Origin of the sequence: Glycomyces paridis, assembly GCF_004912155.1 — a bacterium.
Classification (GTDB): Bacteria; Actinomycetota; Actinomycetes; order Mycobacteriales; family Micromonosporaceae; genus Glycomyces; species Glycomyces paridis.
In genome coordinates, this window is the sequence record NZ_STGX01000006.1 from 252,883 (window position 1) to 275,480 (window position 22,598).

Sequence of the window (22,598 nt, forward strand, 5' to 3'; positions counted from 1 at the left end):
ATGACCGAAACCTGCCCCATGCACCAACAGCCGACCGTGCTCTACGACGAGGACTTCTTCGCCGACCCGTACCAGGCGTACGCGGCGCTCCACGAGGACGGCCCGGTCCACCGGGTCTACCTGACCGACGGCGTGCCGGTGTGGCTCGTCACCGACTTCGAGGCCGCCCGGGACGCGCTGCGCGACCCGCGGCTCTCGCGCCGCGACCGCCACGCCGGGGAGGGCCTGAAGAGCCAGGTGCTGCCCGAGCCGCTGCGCACCGGGAACCTCCTGGTGGAGGACCCGCCCGAGCACACGCGGCTGCGGCGGTTCATGAAGTTCGCGTTCACCGCCAAGCGGGTCGAGGCGATGGAGCCGTGGGTCAGGGCCCATGTGGACGAGTGCCTGGACGCCGTGGTCGAGGGCGAAACCGACCTCATGGCCGCGCTCGCCGCGCCGCTGCCGATCAACGTGATCGCCGAGCTGCTCGGCGTCCCCGAGGAGCACCGCGGGAAGTTCCGCGAGTGGGCCGACGCCCTGCTGGGCGACGACCGGCAGGCCGCCAACGCGGCGGGCGGCGAACTCCTCATGTTCTGCGTGGAGCTCATACAGATCAAGCGGGCAGCGCCCGGCGACGACCTCATCTCGGCATGGCTGTCGGCCGCCGACGAGGAGGGCGACGCGCTCAGCGGCAACGAACTGCTGGGCATGATCTTCATCCTCGTCGTGGGCGGCTTCGACACCACCGTCGGCGCCATCGGGAACGTCGTCGCGGCGCTGCTGGGCGACCCGGCGAACGTCGCGACGCTGCGCGAGCACCCCGACCTCATCCCCGCGGCCGTCGACGAGCTGCTGCGCTACGACGGGTCGGTGCACTCCAGCGTCCGCTACTTCGCCATGGAGCCCATGGAGATCGGCGGCACGAAGATCGACACCGGGGACGCCGTCGTGGTCGCCATCGGCGCCGCGAACCAGGACCCGAAGCACTACCCGGAGCCGCGCACGCTCGACTTCGGACGCGACAAGGGCCGCAACCTCGCCTTCGGCAACGGCCCCCACCACTGCCCGGGCGAACACCTGGCCCGGCTGGAGATCCACCTGTCCGTCGAGGCGCTCCTGCGCCGCTTCCCCGCGATCGCGCTGGCCGAGTCGAGCGAGAAGCTCGCCTGGCGGCGCTCGCACATCGTCCGGGTCCTCAAGCGTCTGCCGGTCGTCGTCTGAATGGCCCCGCGCGAAGGGCGCCTGCTCGGCGTCAGCGATCTGCACGTCTCGCACGGTCCCAACCGTGCGGTCGCCGCGGCGCTGGCGCCGGGCCACCCCGACGACTGGCTGCTGGTGGCCGGGGACGTGGCCGAGCGGGTCGAGGACGTGGCCGAGACCCTGGCGCGGCTGCGGGAGCGGTTCGCGGCGGTGGCGTGGGCGCCGGGGAACCACGAGCTGTGGACCGTGCGGGGGGGCGAACCCCAACGCGGGCAGGAGAAGTACGAGGAGCTGGTGCGGCGGCTGCGGGCCGTCGACGTGCTGACCCCCGAGGACGAGTTCGCGGTGTGGAAGGGCGAGGGCGGGCCGCTGGCGGTCGCGCCGCTGTTCCTGGGCTACGACTACACGTTCCTGCCGGAGGGCTGCGGCACGCCCGAGGAGGGCCTGGCGGCGGCGCACCGCGCGGGCGTGGTGTGCACCGACGAGTACCTGCTCGAACCCGATCCGCATCCGAGCCGCGCAGACTGGTGCCGGGCTCGCGTGGCCGAGGCCGAGTCGCGCCTGGAGGGCTGCGACCTGCCGCTGGTCCTGGTCAACCACTACCCGCTGGTGCGCGAGCCGACGCGGGCGCTGCGCCACCCGGAGTTCGCGCAGTGGTGCGGCACCGAGCTCACCGCCGACTGGCACCGGCGCTTCCCGGTGGCCGCGGTCGTCTACGGCCACTTGCACATCCCGCGCACCACCTGGCACGACGGGGTGCCGTTCCAGGAGGTCTCGCTCGGCTACCCGCGCGAGCACGGCGGCCGCCCGTACGCGCCCCGCGAGCTGCTGCTGGGCCCGACGTGATCGCCGGTCTGCTGCCGGCCGCGGCGGTCTGCGAGGAGACGCGCGGCGACGCCGACGAGCGGGAGCTGTACGAGCAGGAGCGGGCGCTCATCGCCGGGGCCGTCCCCCGCAGGCGCGCCGAGTTCGCGACCGTGCGGGCCTGTGCGCGAAAGGCTTTGGACCGCATGGGGATCGCGCCGGTCCCGATCCTGCGGGGCGAGCGGCGCGAGCCGCTGTGGCCGCCGGGCGTCGTCGGCTCCCTCACGCACTGCGCCGGGTTCCGGGCCGCCGCGCTCGCGGACGCCCGCGACCTCGCGGCCCTCGGCATCGACGCCGAACCCCACGCGCCGCTGCCGGAAGGGGTGCTCGGGGCGGTGACGCTGGCGCCGGAGCGGAGGATGCTCGCGGCGCTCGCCGAGACGGACGGGGGCGTGCACTGGGACCGGGTCCTGTTCTCCGCCAAGGAGTCGGTGTTCAAGGCCTGGTTCCCGGCGACCCGCCGCTGGCTCGGGTTCGAGGACGCCGAGGTGGTGCTGGAGCCCGGCGGGCGCTTCGTCGCGACGGTGCTCGCGGCGGAGGCGCCGTTCGCGGGCTTCGAAGGCCGGTGGGCGGTGCGGGACGGCGTGATCGCGACCGCGACGGCCGTGGAGGCCTAGGGGGTGTTGGCCAACCCCTGACGGCCGCTGGCCGGTCCATTTGCCCGCTCGCTTCGTTGTCGGCCCTTTGGATACAACCCCGGTATCCAAAGGGCCTTCCGCGGCCTCGGCGACGCTTGCGAGCCGTAACTGTGCAGAGTGAGCGAACAAATGGCCTCGGCCATCGACTCGCCGGGGGTTTGCAAACACCCCCTAGGAGCCGTCGAGCGCGCCCCGGTCACCACCCCGGGACCTTGCGGGCGCGCTCGACGGCGGGTCTCAATCGGCCGCGGCCGTCTCGGGTTCGGCGGCGGCGCTGCGCGGGATGACGGTGAGCGCGATGAGGACGGCGGCGCCGAAGAGCACGGCGCTGAGCGTCAGGCCGAGCCCGTAGCCGTCGTTGAGGGTCTGGGGCGTGACGGTGTCGCCGGTGCGCTCGTTGGCGGCGGTGCCGAGGGCCGCGAGGCCGAGCGAGGCGCCGATCTGCCGGGAGCTGTTGAGCAGGCCCGAGGCGGTGCCGTTCTCGCTCGGGGCGACGCCCGCGGTGGCGATGGAGACCACCGGTCCGAGGCAGAGCCCGAGGCCGAGGCTGGTGACGATGGCCGGGCCGAGGATGTCGGCGAGGAACGACCCGTCGGCGCTGATGAGCCCGAACCACGCGAAGCCGACCGTCGCCATGAGCCCGCCGCCGACGAGGAGCGTGCGGGCCGCGACCTTGTACCCGAGCCGGACCGAGATCACGGCGCCGACGACCACGCCGAACGCGAACGGCAGGAACTGGACGCCGGTCCTGGCCGCGCTCGTGCCGAGCACCACCTGGAGGTACAGGGACGCGAAGTAGAACGCCGCGGCCATCGCGGCGCCGAGGAGCAGGTTGTAGAGGTTCGCCCCGGCCACCGAGCGGTTCGTGAACAGGCCCAGGCGGATGAGCGGGTCGCGGGTCGTCGTGCGCTCGTTATGGACGAACGCGGCGAGCAGCACGGCCGCCACCGCGAGGGTCCCGAGCGTCTCCCATGAGGTCCAGGCGTTCTCGTCGGTGCGCACGACGCCGAACACGAGCAGCGTCATGCCCGCGGTGGCGAGGACGGCCCCGAGCACGTCGGGGCGCCCGCGGCGCTCGGCGGGCGGGTCGGCGGCGATGCCGCGCCAGGCCAGCGCGAGTGCGATGGCGGCCATCGGGACGCTCACGAACATCACCCACTCCCAGCCCGCGTACTCGGTGAGCAGGCCGCCGATGAGGACGCCGAGGGCGCCGCCGGCGGCGCTCATGGCGCTCCACACGCCGAAGGCGCGGATGCGGGCCCTCCCGGAGGGGAAGGTGGCCGTCAGCAGCGCGAGGGCGGCCGGGGCGAGGACGGCGGCGCCGATGCCCTGGGCGGCGCGGGCGGCGACGAGGTGGCCCGGTTCCTGCGCGAAGCCGCCCGCGAGGGAGGCGAGGCCGAACACGGTGAGGCCGATGAGGAGGATGCGCTTGTGCCCGTAGAGGTCCGCGATCTTGCCGCCGAGGAGGAGCAGGCCGCCGAAGGTGAGGGCGTAGGCGTGGACGACCCAGGTGAGGCCCACGGGGCTGAAGCCGAGGCTCGTGCCGATCTCGGGGAGTCCGAGGTTCACGACCGACATGTCGACGGAGACCATGAACTGCACCACGGCCACCGCGGCGAGGACGAGGCCCGTCCGCACGGTCGGCTCGGCGGCCGTCCCGCTCGCTGGTTTCACGCTGGTCACTCGCTACTCAACTCCTCTGCCGGGTTTGCGTGTAGAGTTTTGGAACATGTTCCGAAACTACCACGCGGGCCGCTCCCCCGTCGAGCGCGGCGGCCCGGCGCCGCCGCAGCGGGCCGGGGCGCGGCATGATGGACGGGTGACGCGAACGAAGACGCCCGGCCGCACCGGCAGGCCGCCGGTGACCTCCCGCGCGCAGATCGTGGCCGCGGCCCGGCGCCTCATCGACGAGGGCACCTGGGAGGGCCTGACGATCCGCCGCCTCGCCGCCGAACTCGGCATCGGCGCCACGACCCTCTACCACCACGTGCGCGACAAGGAGGAGCTGCTGCTCCTCCTGCTCAACGAGTGCACCGACCAGATCGCCCTCCCCGAACTGCCCGAGGACCCCCGCGAGCGCATCGTCGCGGCGGCCACCGCGATCCGCGACGCCCTCGCCGAATGGCCTTGGGCCGCAGAGGTCCTCGCGGTGGACGGCTTCATCGGCCGCCTCGGCGAGCCCGCCCTGAAGCTGGTCGAGACCGTCCTCGACGGCGCCGCGGCGGCGGGCTGCTCCCCCGAGCAGTCCGTGCACCTGTTCCGCTCGCTCTGGTACTACACCGTCGGCGAGATCCTCGTCCGCGCCGAACCGAAGGGCCCCGGCACCGCCCCCGCCGACCGCGACGCCTTCTTCGACGCCCTCGACGCTTCGGTCCTCCCCCGCCTCGCCGCCATCGGTGAGCGCTGGACGGACCTGGCGGCCCGCGACCGCTTCGCCGAAGGCCTGCGCGCCTTCGTGGACGGCCTCCTGGCCCAGGCCGAGGAGGAGCGGAAGGGTAACCGGCCGTAGCGGAACCGGTCCTCCCCGGCGGGCCCCTCGGGCGGCACGCCGCCGTGCACGCCCGGATCATCGCGCGCGGGCGCGCCGGGCAAACACCGAGCGAACGCGCCCGGATCGCCGTGCAAGACCGTGCCGGAGATACGCCCGCCCGGATCGCCCTGCCGTGGGAAACCGGCCGCCGAGTACCCGGCCCGCCGCCGACGATCGACCGCGTACCGCAGGAGAACCGGCCGAGGCGGTGGCGTTCCGAAGCCCGCTCAGGCGCCCGTCCTCCTCCGCCGATACCCCGTGGGTGTCGTGCCGTGAGCTCGGGCGAACTGGCGGGAGAAGTACATCGGGTCGTCGTAGCCGGACTCGCGGGCGACCGTCCCGACCGCCAGGTCCGTGCCGTCGAGGAGCTCCCGGGCCCGCGCCATGCGCAGCCCCACCTGGAACTGGAGCGGGGAGACGCCGATCCGCTCGCGGAACAGGGCGCTGAGCTGCGAGGCGCTGAGGCCGACCATCGACGCCAAGGCCTCCACCGAGGTCCGGCGCGGCGCGGTCGAGCGCAGGTGCGCCGCCGCCCGCTCCAGCGGGCTCGGGCCCGGTCCGGGCTCACGGCGGCCGGTCGCCGCGACCTCGGCGAGCGCGTGCCAGGCCGCGCCCGCGGCGCGGGTCAGGCCCGCCGTGGTCAGTCCGGCGTCGAGGGCGTCCACGGCCTGCGCGACGAGGCTCGCGACCGGCGCCGGGTCGCGCAGGTGCGTCACAGGGCCACCCGCGGCCTCCCGCGCGCCCAGCACCAGGTCGCGGGCGTCGGAGCCGGTGAAGTGCAGCCACCACAGCGTCCAAGGGTCCGCTTTCGACGCGCCGTACGCGTGCGGCACGCCCGCCTCCAGCAGCACCGCGCCGCCCCGGGCGACGGCGAAGTCCGCCTCCCCCGCCCGGCACCAGCCTTCGCCGCCGGTGCACACCAGGAGAATCTGCTCGCGGGCGCCGCGGGGCCGCGAGCGCCCGTGCCTTGCAGCGTGAGGAAAGTAGCCTGCGTCCGTGACCAGCAGCTTCCCTGCCACCGGGTGCGCCAGCGCCGCGTCGACCACGGGCCGGGGCACGACGAACATGCGCTGCCCCGCGAAGCCGTCGCGCACCGGTCCGGCCGTCGGTTCGTCCATGCCTTCCAGTGAAACGACCATCGACAGGCATGTCAATGGCCCGTAGGGTCGGACCCATGCCGAACGAGCCGTCCAGGATCGTCCTTCCCGCCGCCCCCGCCGACGCCGGTCCGGTCGCGGCCTGGCGCGAGCCGGTCGCGATCGACACGTACGAGCCCGACGCGCCCGACCGCTACCCCGCCTATCTCGACCAGCGCGTCTACCAGGGCTCCTCCGGCGCGGTCTACCCGCTGCCGTTCATCGACGGGGTCGCCCGCGAGCCGCGCCCGCGCGAGTGGGACGCGGTGCACCTGGAGAACCAGTACGTGCGGCTGATGATCCTGCCCGGGCTCGGCGGGCGCATCCACATCGGACTCGACAAGACGCGCGGGTACGACTTCTTCTACCGCAACGACGTCGTCAAGCCCGCGCTTGTGGGCCTCGCGGGGCCGTGGGTCTCCGGCGGCGTCGAGTTCAACTGGCCCCAGCACCACCGGCCCGCCACGCACCTGCCGGTCGAGTCGCTCATCGAGCGCGAACCCGACGGCGCCGTGACGGTCTGGTGCTCCGACCACGACCCGTTCACCCGCATGCAGGGCATGCACGGCGTGCGCCTGCGCCCCGGCAGCGCCCTGGTCGAGCTGCGGGTGCGCCTGGTCAACCGCACCGACGAGCCGCAGACGTTCCTGTGGTGGGCGAACGCGGCCGCGAAGGCCGGGGACGACTACCAGTCGTTCTTCCCCACCGACGTGCGCGTGGTCGCCGACCACGCCAAGCGGGCGACCACCACGTTCCCTGCGGCGCAAGGGCACTACTACGGCGTCGACTACCCCGCCCGCGCCGCCGGGCGCCCGGGCGCCGACCGGCTCGACCGGTACCGCAACATCCCGGTGCCGACCTCGTACATGTGCCTGGGCACCGAGGACGACTTCTTCGGCGGCTACGACCACGGCGCGGGGGCCGGGTTCGTGCACTGGGCCGACCACCGGATCGCGCCCGGCAAGAAGCAGTGGACCTGGGGCGACGCGCCGTTCGGGCAGGCCTGGGACGCGCACCTCACCGACGCGAACGGGCCCTATGTGGAGCTCATGGCCGGGGTGTTCACCGATAACCAGCCCGACTTCGCGTTCCTCGCGCCGGGCGAGACGCGCGTGTTCTCCCAGTACTGGTACCCGATCCAGGACACCGGGCCGGTTCATCAAGCCACATTGGACGCCGCCGTGCGACTCGACCTGAACGCCAACGGGTTCCGCATCGCCGCCGCCGTCACCGCCCCGCGCCCCTGCGCGCGCGTCGTGCTCCGCGCGGGCGAGCGGGTGCTCCACGAGGCCGCCGCCGACCTCGCCCCGGGCGCCCCGTACCTCCACGAAGGCGAACTCGACACGCCGGCGGCCGAATGCACGCTCACCGTCGAGCACGAGGGCCGCGTCCTCGTCTCCTGGCGGCCCAGGCCCGAACCGACCACGCCAGCCGTCGCCGAACCGGCGACCGAACCGCCCGCGCCCGAGCGGATCGCATCGAACGACGAGCTGTACCTGACCGGTCTCCACCTCGACCAGTACCGGCACGCCACCCGCAGGCCCGAGCCGTACTGGCGCGAGGCCCTGCGCCGCGACCCCGGCGACGCGCGCTGCAACACCGCGCTCGCCGCCCGGCTGCTGCGTGCGGGCCGCCTGGAGGAGGCCGAGGCGCACCTGCGCGCGGCCGTCGCGCGCCTCACCGGCCGCAACCCGAACCCGCGCGACGGCGAGGCCCACTACCGGCTCGGTCTCGTCCTCGCCCGCCAAGGCCGGGGCCCAGAGGCGAAGGAGGCCTTCGGGAAAGCGCAGTGGGACGCCGCGTGGGCCGACGCCGCCGCAGTCGCCACCGCCCGCCTCGACCTCGCCGCGGGCGACCCCGACGCCGCCGCTCTAGGCCTCGCCGAGGTCGTCGCCCGCAGTCCCCGGCACGTCCAGGCCCGCAACCTCGCCGCCGTCGCGGCCCTGCGCACCGGCGACGAAGCGCATGCCGCGGCGCTGGTCGACGGCACCCTGGCGGACGACCCGCTCGACGCGTGGGCCCGCGACCTCGCCGCGGGCCTCGGCCGGGACGCCGAGCGCACGACGGACCCGACGATCGCCCTCGACGTCGCCCTCGAATACCGGTCCGCGGGCGAATACGACAGGGCCGCAACGGCGCTGCAGGCCGCGGCCGCGCTCCCCGCCGCGCCCGGCCAGGTCAACGTCGCCCCGATCGCCTGGCTCCACCGCGCCGACCTCGAACGCGAACGCGGCGACGAGCCCGCCGCCGACCTTGCGCTGCAACGGGTCCGCGAACTCGACCGCACCTGGTGCTTCCCGTCGGCCACCGAGGACGACGCGCTCGCGCGCCTGCGGGCCGGCCACCCCGACGACCCGGTCCTGGCCGCGCTCGCCGGGCACCGGCTCTACGCCGCCGGGCGCCGCGGCGAAGCGATCAAGGCGTGGGAGGCCGCCGCGGGCACCGGCGACCCGGTCGTCCTGCGCAACCTCGGCGTCGCCGCCCACAACGTCCAGGGCGACCCGGACGGGGCCGCGCGCTGGTACACGCTCGCCCGCGCCGCCGCACCCGACGACGCCCGGCTCCTGTTCGAGGCCGACCAGCTCGAAGGGCGCCGAGGCGCCGATCCCGCGGCGCGGATCGCCGCGCTCGAAGCGCACCGCGACCTCATGGACCGGCGCGACGACCTCACGGTGCAGTACGCCGAACTCCTCACCTCCGCAGGCAGGCCCGCCGACGCGGTCGCCGTCCTCGCCGCGCGCCGGTTCCAGCCGTGGGAAGGGGGCGAAGGCCGCGTGCTCGCCGCCTGGGAGGAGGCGCACCTCGCCCTCGCACGGGCCGCGAACGGCGCCTCGGCGATCGCGCACGTGCAGTCCGCATTGGACGGTGCGTCGAACCTCGGCGAGGCCCGCCATCCGCTCGCCAACACCGCCGACCTCCACCTGGCGCTCGGCGACGCCCTCGCCGCCGCGAACGCGCCGGGCGCGCCGAAGGCCTGGGAGCGGGCCGCCGCGCAGCAGGGCGACTTCCAGACCATGCAGGTCCGGGCCCACTCAGAGCGCACCGCCGCCGCCATCACCGCCCTGCGGCGCCTCGGCCGCACCGAAGCGGCCGCGGCCCTGCGCGAGGACCTCGCGAAGTACATCGCCGAAGAGGACGGCGCGACCGCCGCGATCGACTACTTCGCGACCTCGCTGCCCGCCATGCTCCTGTTCACCACCGATGTGCAAGCGGCGCACGATCTTCGCGTGCAGGTGCTGCGCGCGCAGCTCGCGGCGCTCGACGGCGACCGCGAACGCGCGGCGGCCCTCGCCGCGGCCGTCCTCGCCCGCGACCCGCTCAACACCGCGGCCCGCACCGTCCACGAAGGAACCGCATGAACCGCACCGTACGAGCCGGCACGCCCCGTCCGCCGCGACGCGAGGGCCTGCCGTGGGGCGACCCCGCCGGGACCCCCGACCGCATCGCCGTCACCGGCCGCTGGTTCGAGCGCGCCGGGCGGCCGTGGTTCCCGGTCACCGGCGAGATCCACTACTCGCGGCTGCCGCGCGAGCGTTGGAGCGAGGTCCTGGGCCACGCCCGCGCGGGCGGCCTCGACTCGGTCGCCACCTACGTGTTCTGGGCCGCGCACGAACCGGAACCGGGCCGCTTCGACTGGTCGGGGAACCTCGACCTGCGCGCCTTCACCGAGCTCGCCGCCGCGCACGGCCTCGACGTCATCGTCCGGTTGGGGCCCTGGGCGCACGGCGAGTACCGCAACGGCGGCTTCCCCGACTGGCTCCTGCAACGCGACCTCGCACCCCGCACCGACGACCCGGCCTACCTCGCCCTGGTCCGACCCCTCTACGCCGCGATCGCCGCGCAACTCGAGGGCCTCGCCCACGCCGAGGGCGGGCCCGTCATCGGCGCCCAGGTCGACAACGAGCTGTACGACCAGCCCGGCCACCTCGCGACCCTGCGGCGCATCGCCGAGGACGCGGGCCTGCAGGTCCCGATCTGGACGGCGACCGGCTGGGGCGGCGCCCAGGTCCCGGAGTCGCTCCTGCCGGTCTACAGCGCGTACGCCGAGGGCTTCTGGGAGGACGAGACCGTCGCATGGGCGCCCTTCGCGCCCTTCCACTTCCGCTACACCGACATCCGCGACGATCTGAGCGTCGGCGCCGACCTTCGCGAGGCCCTCGACGGCATCACCGAGGCCGCACCGGTCCAAACCGCGGCCGAACTGCCGTTCGCGACCTGCGAACTCGGCGGCGGGATGCACGTGGCCTACCACCGCAGGCCCCTCGTCTCGCCCGACGACGTCGCCGCGCTCGCCCTCGCCAAGATCGGCTCGGGCTCGACCTGGCAGGGCTACTACATGTACGCGGGTGGCACCCAGCGCACCGGACCCGAAGGGACCGAGCAGGAGTCGCAGGCCACCGGCTACCCCAACGACGTGCCCGCCCTCTCCTACGACTTCAACGCCCCCATCGGCGAGCACGGCCAGATCCGGCCACACCACCACCTCCTGCGCCGCCAGCACCTGTGGCTCGCCGCCGACGGCCACCGCCTCGCCGCGATGGCCGCCGTCATCGGCGGCGGCGGCGCCGACCCCGCCGAACCGCGCTGGGCCGTCCGCTCCGACGGCACCAGCGGCTACCTGTTCGCCACCACCTACCAGCCGCCGAAACGGCCCCTCCCGGCCCAACCAGGGGTCCAGTTCACCGTCGCATTCGAAGACGCCTCGGTGACGGTGCCGACCGTCCCGATCGACCTCCCAGCCGGACGCTCGGTGGCCTGGCCGCTGCGCTACCCGCTCACCGAAGGCCTCGAACTGCGCTCTGCCACAGCGCAACTGCTCACCCGCATCACCACCGAGGACGGCGACCTCGTCGTCCTCGCCGCCCACGACGACATTCCGGTCGAACTCGTCCTCGGCGACGGCACCATAGTGGATCTGCCTTCAGCGCCGGGACCGGAGTGCCTCATCGACTTGGGAGGCGTCCGCCTCCTCGTGCTCGACGAGTCGCACGCGAACCGCCTGTACCGCCTCGACTTCGCGGGCCGAGAGCGCATCGTCCTCTCCGACGCGCCGGTCTACACCGAGGGCGGCGACCTCGTCGTCCACACCGAGACGCCGCAGGTCACCCTCGCGGTCCTGCCCGCACCCGAGACGCTCTACGTCACCGGCGGGGACCTCGACACCCCGGTGCGCCAAGGACTTTGGCGCGCCTGGACGCTCACCGCCCACGGCGCCGGCACGACACCGCTCGACGTCGAAGGCGACCTCGACGCCACCGCGCCCGCACCGCGCCGCGGCGGGCCCCTGGACCGCCTCAGCGCCCCTGAGGACTACTCGGGGGCCGCCCGCGTCCACATCGCCATCCCCGACCTCACCGGGACCGACCGGGCCCTGCTGCGCCTCATCTGGACCGGCGACGTCGGCCGCGCCTACATCGGCGACCATTTCGCCTCCGACCACTTCTGGCACGGCCGCGCCTGGGACATCGACCTCACACCCCACCGCGACCGCGCCGCCACCGAAGGCGTACGCCTCGAACTCCTCCCCTGGCGGCGTGAGACGGGCGTGTGGGTCGACCCCGCCGTCCGCAACCTCCCCGACGGCCTCACCCTCGAAGCCGCCCTCGTCAAAGTCGCCAAAATCCGCATCAGCACCGAAGGAGCACAGTGATCCCCGACCACCTGCCCGAGCGCCTCGCGATCAGCCTCTGGGACTTCTCCTGGTACGTGCGCATCGGCCCCGGCGAGCCCTTCGAGGACCTCGACGCCGCCTTCGCCAAAGCCGTCGACCTCGGCTACAACGCGGTACGGATCTGCGCGATGCCGTTCCTGCTCTTCAAATCCGGTCTCGACACGACCGCGCTTCGCCTGGGCCCCATCGGCGGCGGCTACGCCTCCCGGGTCCGCTGGTACGACGTCCAAGCGCCCACGGTGATCGACGCCCGCGCCCACCTGCTCCGGTTCTTCCAGGCGGCGGACCGCCACGGCGTCACCGTGATCGCCTCCTCCTGGGAGTACCAGCAGAGCCCGGCGTTCGCCGAGGACCCCGCCTGGTACGAGGCCCTGCACGCCGTCGACCCCGAGGACCGCCTCACCGTCCTCGGCGAGGCCCAGGCCGACCTGGTCGACTTCCTCGCCGCGCACGGCCTCGCCCACGTGATCGCCTGCGTCGAACCGCACAACGAGGTTCAGGCCGGGTACCTCACCGAGGGCCTCCCCGGCGCCGAGGACCCCGTGGTCGAACTCCAGGGCCGCCTCGAAGCGGGCATCGCCGCGTTCGCGGCCCGCCACCCCGGCGTCCTGTGCGCCCCGAACTACGCCGCCGTCCCGATCGGGTCCATGCGCGCCCTGCCGCGCAACGCGACCGCGCTCGCGGTGCACCCCTACGTCTACGGCGTCCTCGACGACCTCGTGAACGAGTTCGCGCTCCGCGGCGACCCCGCCGACTTCCCGCAGGACCGCGCCGACGCCGAACTCCTGCGCCCCGGCGCGCCGCGCCTCGCCGACTGGGCGCCGCCCTCGGAGTGGAAGCGGCGCGCCTCGATCGTCGGACACGCCGAGATCTACGTCCACGACTGGTGCGACCCCGAGAAGGTCGACCGCTGGCTCTACGACCGCTACGGCGCCCACCGCCTCGCCATGGCCGCCCGCCTCCACGACTGGATCGACGTCGCCGCCGACCACGCCAAGCGCCTCGGCGTCCCCCTGATCCTCGGCGAAGGCTGGGTCGGCTACACGCCCCGCGACACCCGCTTCGAAGAGGGCCCCGTCGGCGCCCGGATCTGCCGCGACGCCGTCGCCCACGCCGCCCGCACCGGCGCCTGGGGCTCGGTCGTCTGCTCCAACGCCGCGCCCCACCATGCCATGTGGTCGGACGAATCACTCCAACGCGAATGCAACGCGGTCCTGCTCGGAAAGGCCTGAACAAGAAGAACGGGCGGCGCTCTGAGAGCGTCGCCCGATAAGCATTGGATTGGAGGTGGGTACGGGATTCGAACCCGTGTGCACGGCTTTGCAGGCCGTTACCTAACCACTCGGACAACCCACCATGTGCGCGAAAAGCCCAGGCCTCGTGAACCTGGACCTCTCACTTCGGTGGACGATACTGGGATTGAACCAGTGACCTCTCCCGTGTCAGGGGAGTGCTCTCCCGCTGAGCTAATCGTCCGGGAGTGCTCTTTCGAGCTCCGAGCGGACGACCGGGATCGAACCGGCGACCTACACCTTGGCAAGGTGTCGCGCTACCAACTGCGCTACGTCCGCGTGTCTTCCAGGGCTTTCTCGTTCCCCGGCGACGGGATAGAACTTTACCCAATGCCTGCGGGAGCGTCCACCGGGGGGTGGGCCCTACCGGCTTGAGACCACGTTGTCGCAGCGCTCTGGCAGAATCCTCCCGTGGCTCAAGCTATCGATCAACGCATCGCCGAAGAACTCTCGGTCGGCTCCCATCAAGTCCGCGCGGCCGTCGCGCTTCTCGACGACGGCTCCACCGTTCCGTTCATCGCCCGCTACCGCAAGGAGGCCACCGGCGGCCTCTCCGACGAGGAGCTGCGCGCGCTCGAAGAGCGCCTGGGGTACCTGCGCGAGTTGGAGGCCCGCCGCAAGGCGGTGCTCGAATCGATCGCCGAGCAGGGCAAACTCACCGAGGCGCTCGCCGCCTCGATCGACGCGGCCGACACCAAGGCCCGCCTCGAAGACCTCTACGCGCCCTTCAAAGTCAAGCGCCGCACCAAGGCCCAGATCGCCCGCGAGGCCGGCCTGGAGCCGCTCGCCGATCTGCTGATGAGTGATCCCTCACAGGACCCCGAGACCGCCGCCGCGGCCTACGTCAACGCCGAGGCCGAGGTGGCCGACGCCGCCGCGGCCCTGGCCGGAGCCCGCGCGATCCTCACCGAGCGCTTCAGCGAGGACGCCGACCTCATCGGCGACCTGCGCGAACGCATGTGGAAGCGGGGCCGCCTCGTGTCCGCAGTGCGCGCGGGCGCCGAAGAGAAGGGCGCCAAGTTCGCCGACTACTTCGAGTTCGCCGAGACGTTCACCACACTGCCTTCGCACCGGGTGCTCGCGCTCATGCGCGGCGAGAAGGAGGAGGCCCTCTCCCTGTCGCTCGAACCGGGCGACGAGGAGACCGGCGGCGCCGACTGCGAGGCCGTCATCGCCGCGAAGGTCGGCATCCGCGACCAGGGCCGCCCCGCCGACGCGTGGCTGCTCAAGACCGTCTCGTGGGCCTGGCGCACCCGCATCCTCGTCAAGCTCGGCGTGGACCTGCGGATGCGGCTGTGGCAGCTCGCCGAGGACGAGGCCGTCAAGGTCTTCGCCGCGAACCTCAAGGACCTCCTGCTCGCCGCACCCGCCGGGCCCAAGGCCGTCCTCGGCCTCGACCCGGGCTACCGCACCGGCGTCAAGGTCGCCGTCGTGGACGCCACCGGCAAAGTCCTCGACGCCACCGCGATCTACCCGCACCAGCCGCAGAACCAGTGGGACGCCTCGCTGGCGACCCTCGGCTCGCTCGTCAAGAAGCACGGCGTGCAGCTCGTCGCCATCGGCAACGGCACCGCCTCCCGCGAGACCGACCGCCTCGCCGCCGACCTCCTCAAGGTCTTCACCGGCGTCGCCGAACTCTCGAAGATCGTCGTCTCCGAGGCCGGGGCCTCCATCTACTCGGCTTCCGCGTACGCCACCAAGGAGCTGCCGGGGATGGACGTGTCCCTGCGCGGGGCCGTCTCCATCGCCCGCAGGCTCCAGGACCCGCTCGCCGAACTCGTCAAGATCGAGCCCAAGCACATCGGCGTCGGCCAGTACCAGCACGACCTCACCGAGTCCAAGCTCACGCGTTCGCTCGAAGCGGTCGTGGAGGACGCCGTGAACGCCGTCGGAGTCGACCTCAACACCGCCTCGGTCCCGCTGCTGTCGCAGGTCTCGGGCCTGAGCGAGAGCGTCGCGGCCAACATCGTCGCCTACCGCGACGAGCACGGCCGCTTCCCCGACCGCAAGGCCCTCCTGAGCGTGCCTCGCCTGGGCCCCAAGGCCTTCGAGCAGGCCGCCGGGTTCCTGCGCGTGCCGGGCGGGGCCAACCCGCTCGACTCCTCCGCGGTCCACCCCGAGGCCTACCCGGTGGTCGAGCGGATCGTGGCCGCCACCGGCGCCTCCGTCGCCACGATCGTGGGCGACGCGAAGACCCTGCGCGGCCTCAAGCCCGCCGACTTCGCCGACGAGCGCTTCGGCGTGCCCACCGTCTCCGACATCCTCGCCGAACTCGAGAAGCCCGGCCGCGACCCGCGTCCGGAGTTCAAGGCCGCCACCTTCAAGGAGGGCGTCGAGAAGGTCGCCGACCTCAAGCCGGGGATGCTCCTCGAAGGGGCCGTGACGAACGTCGCCGCCTTCGGCGCGTTCGTCGACATCGGCGTCCACCAGGACGGCCTCGTGCACATCTCGGCGCTGGCGAACCGCTTCGTGGAGGACCCGCGCGAGATCGTCAAGCCCGGCGACGTGGTCAAGGTCAAGGTCGTCAGCGTCGACCTCCAGCGCCAGCGCATCGCGCTGACGATGCGCCTGGAGGACGAGCCGGAGAACGGCGGCGGGGGCCAGCGCCGCCAGGGCGGTCAAGGCGGTCAGGGCCAAGGCGGTCAGGGCGGCGGGAACCGCAACGGCGGCAAGGGGAACGGCCGCCGCCAGCCGAACCAGCGCGGGGGCCAGCAGGCCGCTCCCCAGAGCGCGATGGCCGAGGCGCTGCGCCGCGCCGGCCTCACGAAGTAGCGGAGGTCTCAGCGAGCGCCCGGCTCCGGCCGGGCGCTCGTCTCTAGACTTGCGGCGTGCTGGACCGCTTCTCCGATCGCATGGGCGACCTCGTCGTCGGACTGATCAACGCCGTAGTCGTCCTGGGCTGGACGCTCACCGCCGCGGCGCTGCACGCGCGCGACACGCCGGGTCTCAACGAGACGCTGGCCTGGGTGATGATGACTGTCACGGTGGTCGCGCTGTTCTGGCGCAGCGCGTACCCGCTGACGGTCACGCTCGTCACGGTCGCCTGCACGATCGTCTACTACCCGGCCTCCTCGATCGACGGGCCGATGCTCATGGCCTTCGTCATCTCGCTGTACACGCTGGCGGCGCTGGGGCGGGTCCTCGCGGCGTCGGTGATCGCGGGGGCGACGTTCGTGGTCATCGTGGTGTCGGAGGTCCTCGCGGACTTCGCGCACATGACCGCGAGCGAGACGTTCATGCTGGGCGGCTGGGTGATCGCGGTCCCGGCGATCGGCGCGGTCGTCGCGCACCACCGCCGGTACCGGGCCGAAACGGCGGTGGCGCTCGCCGAGACGCAGAAGCGCAGCGTGGCCGAGGAGCGGCTGCGGATCGCCCGGGAGCTGCACGACGCGGTGGGGCACCACCTGTCGCTCATCAACGTGCAGACCGTCGCGGCCCTGCGCAAGCTCGACCGCAATCCGCTGTTCCGGACCGAGGAGACGCTGCGCGTGGTCGCCGACACGAGCAGCCTGTCGCTGCGCGAGCTGCGGGCGCTCGTGGGGGTGCTGCGCGATCCGGACGAGGACGCGCCGACCGGGCCGGGGCCGAGCCTCGACCAGCTGCCCTCGCTCGTGGAGGCGGCGCGGGCCTCGGGTGTGGAGGTGGACCTGCGGGTGGACGGGAGCGCGGATCTTCCGGCGGCGGTGGACGCGGCCGCGTTCCGGGTCGTGCAGGAGTCGCTGACGAACGTGCTGCGGCACGCGAAGGCGAAGCGCGTCCAGGTCAAGGTGGTGACCGGGACGTCGACGCTGGCGATCGCGGTGCTCGACGACGGCGTGGGCGAGGTCAAGGGCGCCAAGGGGCCCGGGAACGGCCTGACGGGTATGCGCGAGCGGGCCGAAGGGCTCGGCGGTAGTTTCTACGCGGGGCCGCGCGATGACGGCGGCTTCGTCGTGGAGGCCACGTGGCCGTTGGGGGTGCAGTCGTGATCCGGGTGATGCTGGTGGACGATCAGCGGCTGGTGAGGGCGGGTTTCGCGTCGATCCTCGGCGACGAGGAGGACATCGAGATCGTCGCGGAGGCCGGGGACGGCGCCGAGGCGCTGGAGCTGGCGCGCAGCAAGCGGCCCGACGTGGTGCTCATGGACATCCGGATGCCGGGCCTCGACGGCCTGGAGGCGACCGAGCGGATCGGCCGGGACCCCAAGCTCGACGGCGTCAAGGTCGTGATCCTGACGACGTTCGACGAGGACGACTACGTGTACCGGGCGCTGCGCGCCGGGGCGAGCGGGTTCCTGCTCAAGGACACCGACCCCGATGAGTTGCTGCACGCCATCCGCGTGGTCGCGGTCGGCGAGGCGCTCATCTCGCCGAAGGTGACGCGGCGGCTCATCGGCGAGTTCGCCGGGCGCATCGCCCGGCCCGAGCCGAGTTCGCGGCTCGGCGCCCTGACCGAGCGCGAGACCGAGGTGCTCAAGCTCGTGGCGACGGGGTTGAGCAACGACGAGATCGCCGGGACGCTGTTCCTGTCCCCCGCCACCGCGAAGACGCACGTGAGCCGCATCATGTCGAAGCTCTCGGCGCGCGACCGCGCGCAACTGGTCGTCACCGCGTACGAGGCGGGCCTGGTGCGCCCCACCTGGACCGACGGCGAGTCCTGACCGCCGCCTTGCGACTGCGGTTGTAGGAGCGGGGCCCGGCGTGGTCTCTGAGTGGTACGCGCACTACCGCTCCTGAGGCGATGCGCGCGGGGCCGCCGCGCCCCGATAGTCGTGAGCATGGAACGAGACTTGACCACCCCTGCCGCGCCTTCGGCGATGGCCCGGCTCTCCGCGTGGACGCAGCGGCGCCCGTGGACCGCACTCCTCGTGTGGGCCCTGGTGTTCGCCGCCGCCATCGGCGCGTCGAGCGCGATCGGCTCGGCGTTCGAGGACGACAACTCGATGCCCGGCACCGAGTCCCAGGAACTGTCGGACCTGCTCGACGAGCGGGCCCCCGACGCGAACCCGACCACCGTGCAGGTGGTGTTCGCCGCCGATGACGTTGCGGCCGAACAGGACCGCGTCGCGGCCTTCCTCGCCGACCTCGCCGACGAGCCGGGCGTGGCAGGCGTGAACGACCCGTTCGCCGAGTACGGCGCGATCAGCGAGGACGGCACGGTCGGGTACGCCAGCGCGGTCTTCGACGGGACCACCGCCGAGGCGGCCGACCTGATCCCCCTGGCCGAGGACGCCTCCGGCGACGGCCTCGCGTTCGCGCTCGGCGGCGACCCGATCCGCGAGGCCGCCGAGGGCGGCGGCGGTCCGGCCGAGGGCATCGGGATGCTCGCGGCCCTGGTGATCCTGGTGCTCATGTTCGGCTCGCTGCTGGCCGCGAGCGTCCCGCTCATCACCGCGATCGTCGCGGTGGGCACCGCGTTCTGCCTGTCGATGCTCGTCTCCCACGTGGTGACGCTGCCGACCTTCTTGGCGCCCATCATGTTCCTCATCGGATTCGGTGTGGGCGTGGACTACGCGCTGCTCATCTTCGCCCGTTTCCGCTCCGAACTGGTCGGCGGCGCGAGCCGCAAGGCCGCGGCGGCGGTCGCGCTCGACACCGCGGGCCGCTCGGTCCTGTTCGCCGGCTCGGTCGTCATCGTGGCGCTCATGGGCCTGTTCGCGCTGGGCCTCGGTTCGCTCCAGGCGGTCGCGATCGCGGTGGCGCTGACGGTGCTCGTCACCATGCTCGCCTCGGTGACGCTGCTGCCGGCGCTCCTGGCGCTGTTCGGCAGGCGGATCGAGAAGTCGGTGCGCAAACGGGCAGCGAAGGCCACCCGCGCGCCCGGGGCGCGCTGGGCGGCCTGGTCGCGGTTCGTGGAGAAGCGAGCCTGGCTCGCCATCGTCGTGGTCACGGCCGGTCTCGTCGCGCTCTCCGCGCCGCTGCTGGACCTGCGCCTGGGATTCGCCGACGCGGGCACCGACGCCGAGGGCTCGACCACCCGCGAGGCCTACGACCTGCTCTCCGACGGCTTCGGCGAGGGCTTCAACGGCCCGCTGCTCGTGGTCACCGACGGCACCGAGGCCGAAGCGGGCGCCGCCTACGAGGCGATGTCCGATCTGGACACGGTCGCCCAGGTCTCGCCGCCGTTCGCGATCGGCGACGGCCTGTGGATGTCCACGGTGATCGGCGAGGCGGGCCCGGCCGACCAGGCCACGGTCGACCTCGTGCACGAACTGCGCGACGACGTGCTGAGCGACGTCGAGGGCACCCAACTCGTGGGCGGCTCGACGGCCGCCGCGATCGACTTCTCGGACATCATGATCGAGAAGGCCCCGCTGTTCCTGCTGTTCGTGGTCGGGCTCTCGCTCCTGCTGCTCATGCTGGTCTTCCGCTCGATCCTCATCCCGATCAAGGCCGCGATCCTCAACCTGCTGACGATCGGCGCGAGCCTCGGCGTGGTCGCCTGGATCTTCCAGGAGGGCATGTTCGGCATCAGCGCGGGCCCGGTCGAGGCGTTCGTGCCGGTCATGGCCTTCGCGATCATTTTCGGCCTGTCCATGGACTACGAGGTGTTCCTCATGTCCCGAATGCGCGAGGAGTGGTCGCGCACCGGCGACGCCCAAGAAGCGGTCCGCCGGGGCCTCGCCTCCACCGGCGGCGTGGTCACCGCCGCCGCCGCGATCATGATGGCCGTCTTCGGATCCTTCGTCGTGGACGACGCCCGCCTCCTCCAGCAGTTCGGCATCGGCATGGCCGTCGCCATCTTCATCGACGCCTTCGTCATCCGCTGCCTCCTGGTCCCCGCCGTCATGAAGGTCATGGGCCGCGGCGCCTGGTGGATCCCCAAGTGGCTCGACAAGGCCCTCCCCCATGTGACCGTCGAACCCGAGATCGAGTCGGGTCGCACCGACCGGGAACCGGTCGCGGTTCGGTAAGCCTGCATCGGAAAGGGAACCGCCTCGGCCCCGGCGCTTCGCGTCGGGGCCGGGGCGCACTCGGTTGGAGCTCAACCGAGTTCGCCCTCTTCCCCTTCGTCGCCATCGCGGTCGGAGAGGTCGTCGAAGGTGAAGACGAGGCCGTTGGCGAGATGGAGTTCGACCGGGCCCCAGATCGAGTAGAAGCGGAGGGCGCCGATGGCGGAGGCGTGCTTGCAGAAGTTGCCGCCGACGCTTGGGTAGACGGTGCTGGAGAAGGCGCCGAGGCCCGGCGCGTCGTAGCCTGCGGCGAGGACGCCCGGGCAGTGCGCGAGGTGAGTGCCGCGGGCGTCGCCGCACTCGGCGCAGCGGATGGTGAAGGACTGCGGTTCGGGTTTGGTCTTGTCGGACGGTTGGGCGACAATGGCTGAGTCGGACGTGGACATGCTCTGCCTCCGATGATTAAGGGCCGGGGCGGATCTGGCTACCAACCTTGTGACCGCCCCGGCCTGCTCTTGTCTGGCGAGCATTCGACACTCGCTCATCTCCTCCGTGACTCCCGCCACGCGTACTGGTAGATTGACACACGACGGGCGAGTACGCAATACTCAACACACACATTGCGCAAAATATTTTAGGCATGTGTGTCCGATTCAGCAGGGAGCGCGATCAGATGGCAGGACGCGGACGACCGAAAGGCCCGGGCCCAAGCCTGCGGTCACGCTGGCTCGGAGAGAAGCTGCGGGCATTGCGCGAACAGGCTGACATCACGACGGTCGAGACAGCGGAGTTCCTCCAGCGGGACCGGTCCGTGGTGAGCCGCTACGAGACCGGCGAGTATCCAATTCGCCGAGCCGATGTCTACGCGCTGCTCACCTTCTATCGGGTCGAGGATGAGAAGGCCCGCAAGGCGCTGCTCAAACTCTGCGAGGATGTCTGGCGCAAGGGCTGGTGGCACCCGTATCGAGAAGAAGTCACACGCGACTTCATCGATCTGCCGTGGCTCGAATCGCGCACCGACAAGTTGTACGCCTATCAGAACATGGTGGTCCACGGGCTAGCCCAAACCCGCGCATACGCGGAGGCCCTCATCCGCAAAGCCGAAGAGGGTGCCGAGGAAGCACAAATTCAGCGATGGATCGACTTGCGCATTGAACGACAGAGCATCCTCGCCAACGACCAGGCGATTCGATACACGATGGTGGTCGAGGAGCCGGTGCTGCACAGACCGATCGGAGGAGCGAAGGTGATGCGCGAACAGCTCGCACACTTGCTCCAGCTCAGCGAAATCGAGAACCTCACGATCCAGGTCTTGCCGACCGCGCACGGGCCTCACAGCGGCCACCTGGGAAGCTTCGAAATATTTGTCATGCCGGATCAATTCACTAATGTCGCTTATGTCGAAACGCTGGGTGGCGCACTCTACGTCGAATCGCCTGGCGTAGAACAGTTCGAGGATGCGTGGGAGGATGTCAACAAGGCGGCGCTGAGCCCGCAGCGGTCAGCGGCGCTCATCGAAGCCGCATTGAGGGAGACAGAGTGAGCATCGCCGGGACCGCGCAAGAGCTTTCCGCCAAGGAGTTCGCCGGTATTCGCTGGAAGATCAGCTCACGCAGCAGCAGCAACGGCGGCAGCTGCGTTGAAGCTGGCCCCTTGGGCGACAGCTCGGGGCGGGTCGCCGTTCGGCACTCCCACCACCCCGAGGGCTCCGTGATCGTCTACACCCGCGCCGAATGGACCGCATTCCTCGCCGGAGCCCGCGACGGCGAATTCGACTTCACCGACTGACCTCCTTTCCGCCCGAGCCCCTGGTCCGTGATACTCGCTGTCAAAGATCGCAACGATTATCAAGCAGGCATGTCAATCGAGGCTGGTCCGCGGCCGCCCGCATCCGATGGGGTGACGGTCAAAGCGGCGGCGACATGAAGGTGCAGGTCGATCAGGCTTGGTACGCAGGTTCGCGCTCCAATGCAGTTGCGGTCAATGAGGCAGCGACGAGAGAGCGAGTCGCCCAGCGAGGTGCGCGTTTCTGCATCCGATCTCAATGGCGTCAAAGGCGGTTGAGCTGGGCGCTCCGGGGACCGGTTCGGTGGTGGTCGGGGTCAGGGCTGGCGGCGACGGTGCGGCGGTGATGGGGCTTGGCGCTGGGATGCCGAGGCGAGGTCGATGGTGGTTGCCCGGGTGTGGGTGTCGATGGGGCGAGTCTGCCTGTGGCGGTTCGATGATGCTCGCGGTCAAGGCGGGCGGCGACAAAGGGTGGATAGGGGGTCCGGGCTGGCATTGCGGCTGACAGGTCACCGAGTTACATGGGTGCCGGGGTGTGATGGGGCGTGCGGGGGGCTGCGGAGCGGGGAGGCCGTTGGCGAGGCTTGGCGGGTGGCCGGTTGGTGGTGGGCATGGCGAAGGGCCCGGACCCT

At 72.1% G+C, this 22,598-nt stretch carries 16 protein-coding genes and 3 tRNA genes; 13 read left to right on the plus strand and 6 right to left on the minus strand.

Annotated elements, in window-relative coordinates; all coding sequences use genetic code 11:
• Genes E9998_RS10405 through E9998_RS10415 form a run of 3 tightly spaced genes read left to right on the plus strand, consistent with a single transcriptional unit; the run spans position 1 to position 2,660 of the window.
• Positions 1 to 1,200 carry a cytochrome P450 family protein gene (locus E9998_RS10405; protein WP_136529635.1) on the plus strand — a complete coding sequence of 400 codons (1,200 nt, stop codon included), beginning with the start codon at positions 1 to 3 and terminating at the stop codon, positions 1,198 to 1,200.
• Positions 1,201 to 2,025: a metallophosphoesterase family protein gene (locus E9998_RS10410; protein WP_136529636.1), complete on the plus strand. Its 825-nt coding sequence runs from the start codon at positions 1,201 to 1,203 to the stop codon at positions 2,023 to 2,025.
• Complete coding sequence (locus E9998_RS10415) at positions 2,022 to 2,660, plus strand: 4'-phosphopantetheinyl transferase family protein (protein ID WP_136529637.1); 639 nt, start codon at positions 2,022 to 2,024, stop codon at positions 2,658 to 2,660. The genes E9998_RS10410 and E9998_RS10415 overlap by 4 nt, the downstream gene beginning before the upstream one ends.
• Positions 2,661 to 2,918: 258 nt before the next feature.
• Here the strand turns inward: E9998_RS10415 and E9998_RS10420 are convergent, their stop codons facing one another.
• Positions 2,919 to 4,355 carry an MFS transporter gene (locus E9998_RS10420; RefSeq protein ID WP_204745366.1) on the minus strand — a complete coding sequence of 479 codons (1,437 nt, stop codon included), beginning with the start codon at positions 4,353 to 4,355 and terminating at the stop codon, positions 2,919 to 2,921.
• A gap of 187 nt (positions 4,356 to 4,542) precedes the next feature.
• Between E9998_RS10420 and E9998_RS10425 the strand changes: the two genes are divergently transcribed.
• Positions 4,543 to 5,190: a TetR/AcrR family transcriptional regulator gene (locus E9998_RS10425; RefSeq protein ID WP_136529670.1), complete on the plus strand. Its 648-nt coding sequence runs from the start codon at positions 4,543 to 4,545 to the stop codon at positions 5,188 to 5,190.
• Positions 5,191 to 5,438: 248 nt separating this feature from the next.
• On the opposite strand, the gene E9998_RS10430 is transcribed toward E9998_RS10425, so the two are convergent.
• Complete coding sequence (locus E9998_RS10430) at positions 5,439 to 6,329, minus strand: AraC family transcriptional regulator (protein WP_136529638.1); 891 nt, start codon at positions 6,327 to 6,329, stop codon at positions 5,439 to 5,441.
• Between the two features lie 56 nt (positions 6,330 to 6,385).
• Between E9998_RS10430 and E9998_RS10435 the strand changes: the two genes are divergently transcribed.
• The 3 genes from E9998_RS10435 to E9998_RS10445 are packed head-to-tail and all read left to right on the plus strand — an operon-like array spanning position 6,386 to position 13,250.
• Positions 6,386 to 9,706: a DUF5107 domain-containing protein gene (locus E9998_RS10435; protein ID WP_158299771.1), complete on the plus strand. Its 3,321-nt coding sequence runs from the start codon at positions 6,386 to 6,388 to the stop codon at positions 9,704 to 9,706.
• Positions 9,703 to 11,997: a beta-galactosidase gene (locus E9998_RS10440; RefSeq protein WP_136529640.1), complete on the plus strand. Its 2,295-nt coding sequence runs from the start codon at positions 9,703 to 9,705 to the stop codon at positions 11,995 to 11,997. The genes E9998_RS10435 and E9998_RS10440 overlap by 4 nt, the downstream gene beginning before the upstream one ends.
• Positions 11,994 to 13,250, plus strand: a complete 1,257-nt coding sequence (locus tag E9998_RS10445) for a cellulase-like family protein (RefSeq protein WP_136529641.1) — start codon at positions 11,994 to 11,996, stop codon at positions 13,248 to 13,250. Before E9998_RS10440 ends, E9998_RS10445 begins: the two co-directional genes overlap by 4 nt.
• 50 nt (positions 13,251 to 13,300) lie before the next feature.
• Here E9998_RS10445 and E9998_RS10450 read toward each other — a convergent pair.
• The 3 genes from E9998_RS10450 to E9998_RS10460 all read right to left on the minus strand — a co-directional run bounded on the left by E9998_RS10450 (position 13,301) and on the right by E9998_RS10460 (position 13,589).
• Positions 13,301 to 13,374: transfer RNA gene (locus E9998_RS10450), tRNA-Cys, on the minus strand.
• Between the two features lie 48 nt (positions 13,375 to 13,422).
• Positions 13,423 to 13,494 (minus strand) — tRNA-Val (locus E9998_RS10455).
• A 22-nt stretch (positions 13,495 to 13,516) separates the two neighbouring features.
• Positions 13,517 to 13,589 (minus strand) — tRNA-Gly (locus E9998_RS10460).
• Between the two features lie 132 nt (positions 13,590 to 13,721).
• On the opposite strand from E9998_RS10460, the gene E9998_RS10465 reads away from it, so the two are divergent.
• The 4 genes from E9998_RS10465 (at position 13,722) to E9998_RS10480 (ending at position 20,202) form a co-directional block, all read left to right on the plus strand.
• Positions 13,722 to 16,082 (plus strand): Tex family protein, encoded by a 2,361-nt coding sequence (locus E9998_RS10465; protein WP_136529642.1) that lies wholly within the window; start codon positions 13,722 to 13,724, stop codon positions 16,080 to 16,082.
• 56 nt (positions 16,083 to 16,138) lie between these two features.
• Positions 16,139 to 17,278 carry a sensor histidine kinase gene (locus E9998_RS10470; protein WP_136529643.1) on the plus strand — a complete coding sequence of 380 codons (1,140 nt, stop codon included), beginning with the start codon at positions 16,139 to 16,141 and terminating at the stop codon, positions 17,276 to 17,278.
• Positions 17,275 to 17,949, plus strand: coding sequence for a response regulator transcription factor (locus E9998_RS10475; RefSeq protein WP_136529644.1), 675 nt, complete (start codon positions 17,275 to 17,277; stop codon positions 17,947 to 17,949). Before E9998_RS10470 ends, E9998_RS10475 begins: the two co-directional genes overlap by 4 nt.
• Positions 17,950 to 18,066: 117 nt before the next feature.
• Positions 18,067 to 20,202 carry an MMPL family transporter gene (locus tag E9998_RS10480; RefSeq protein WP_136529645.1) on the plus strand — a complete coding sequence of 712 codons (2,136 nt, stop codon included), beginning with the start codon at positions 18,067 to 18,069 and terminating at the stop codon, positions 20,200 to 20,202.
• 71 nt (positions 20,203 to 20,273) lie between these two features.
• Here E9998_RS10480 and E9998_RS10485 read toward each other — a convergent pair whose 3' ends face one another.
• The gene (locus E9998_RS10485; protein ID WP_136529646.1) at positions 20,274 to 20,627 is read right to left on the minus strand and encodes a hypothetical protein; all 354 of its coding nucleotides are present in this window, start codon (positions 20,625 to 20,627) and stop codon (positions 20,274 to 20,276) included.
• A 227-nt stretch (positions 20,628 to 20,854) separates the two neighbouring features.
• Between E9998_RS10485 and E9998_RS10490 the strand changes: the two genes are divergently transcribed.
• Both E9998_RS10490 and E9998_RS10495 read left to right on the plus strand, forming a co-directional pair.
• Entirely contained in the window at positions 20,855 to 21,724 is an 870-nt protein-coding gene (locus E9998_RS10490; RefSeq protein ID WP_158299772.1) for a helix-turn-helix domain-containing protein, read from the plus strand.
• Between the two features lie 2 nt (positions 21,725 to 21,726).
• Positions 21,727 to 21,969, plus strand: a complete 243-nt coding sequence (locus E9998_RS10495; RefSeq protein WP_204745374.1) for a DUF397 domain-containing protein — start codon at positions 21,727 to 21,729, stop codon at positions 21,967 to 21,969.
• Positions 21,970 to 22,598: the final 629 nt, after the last annotated feature.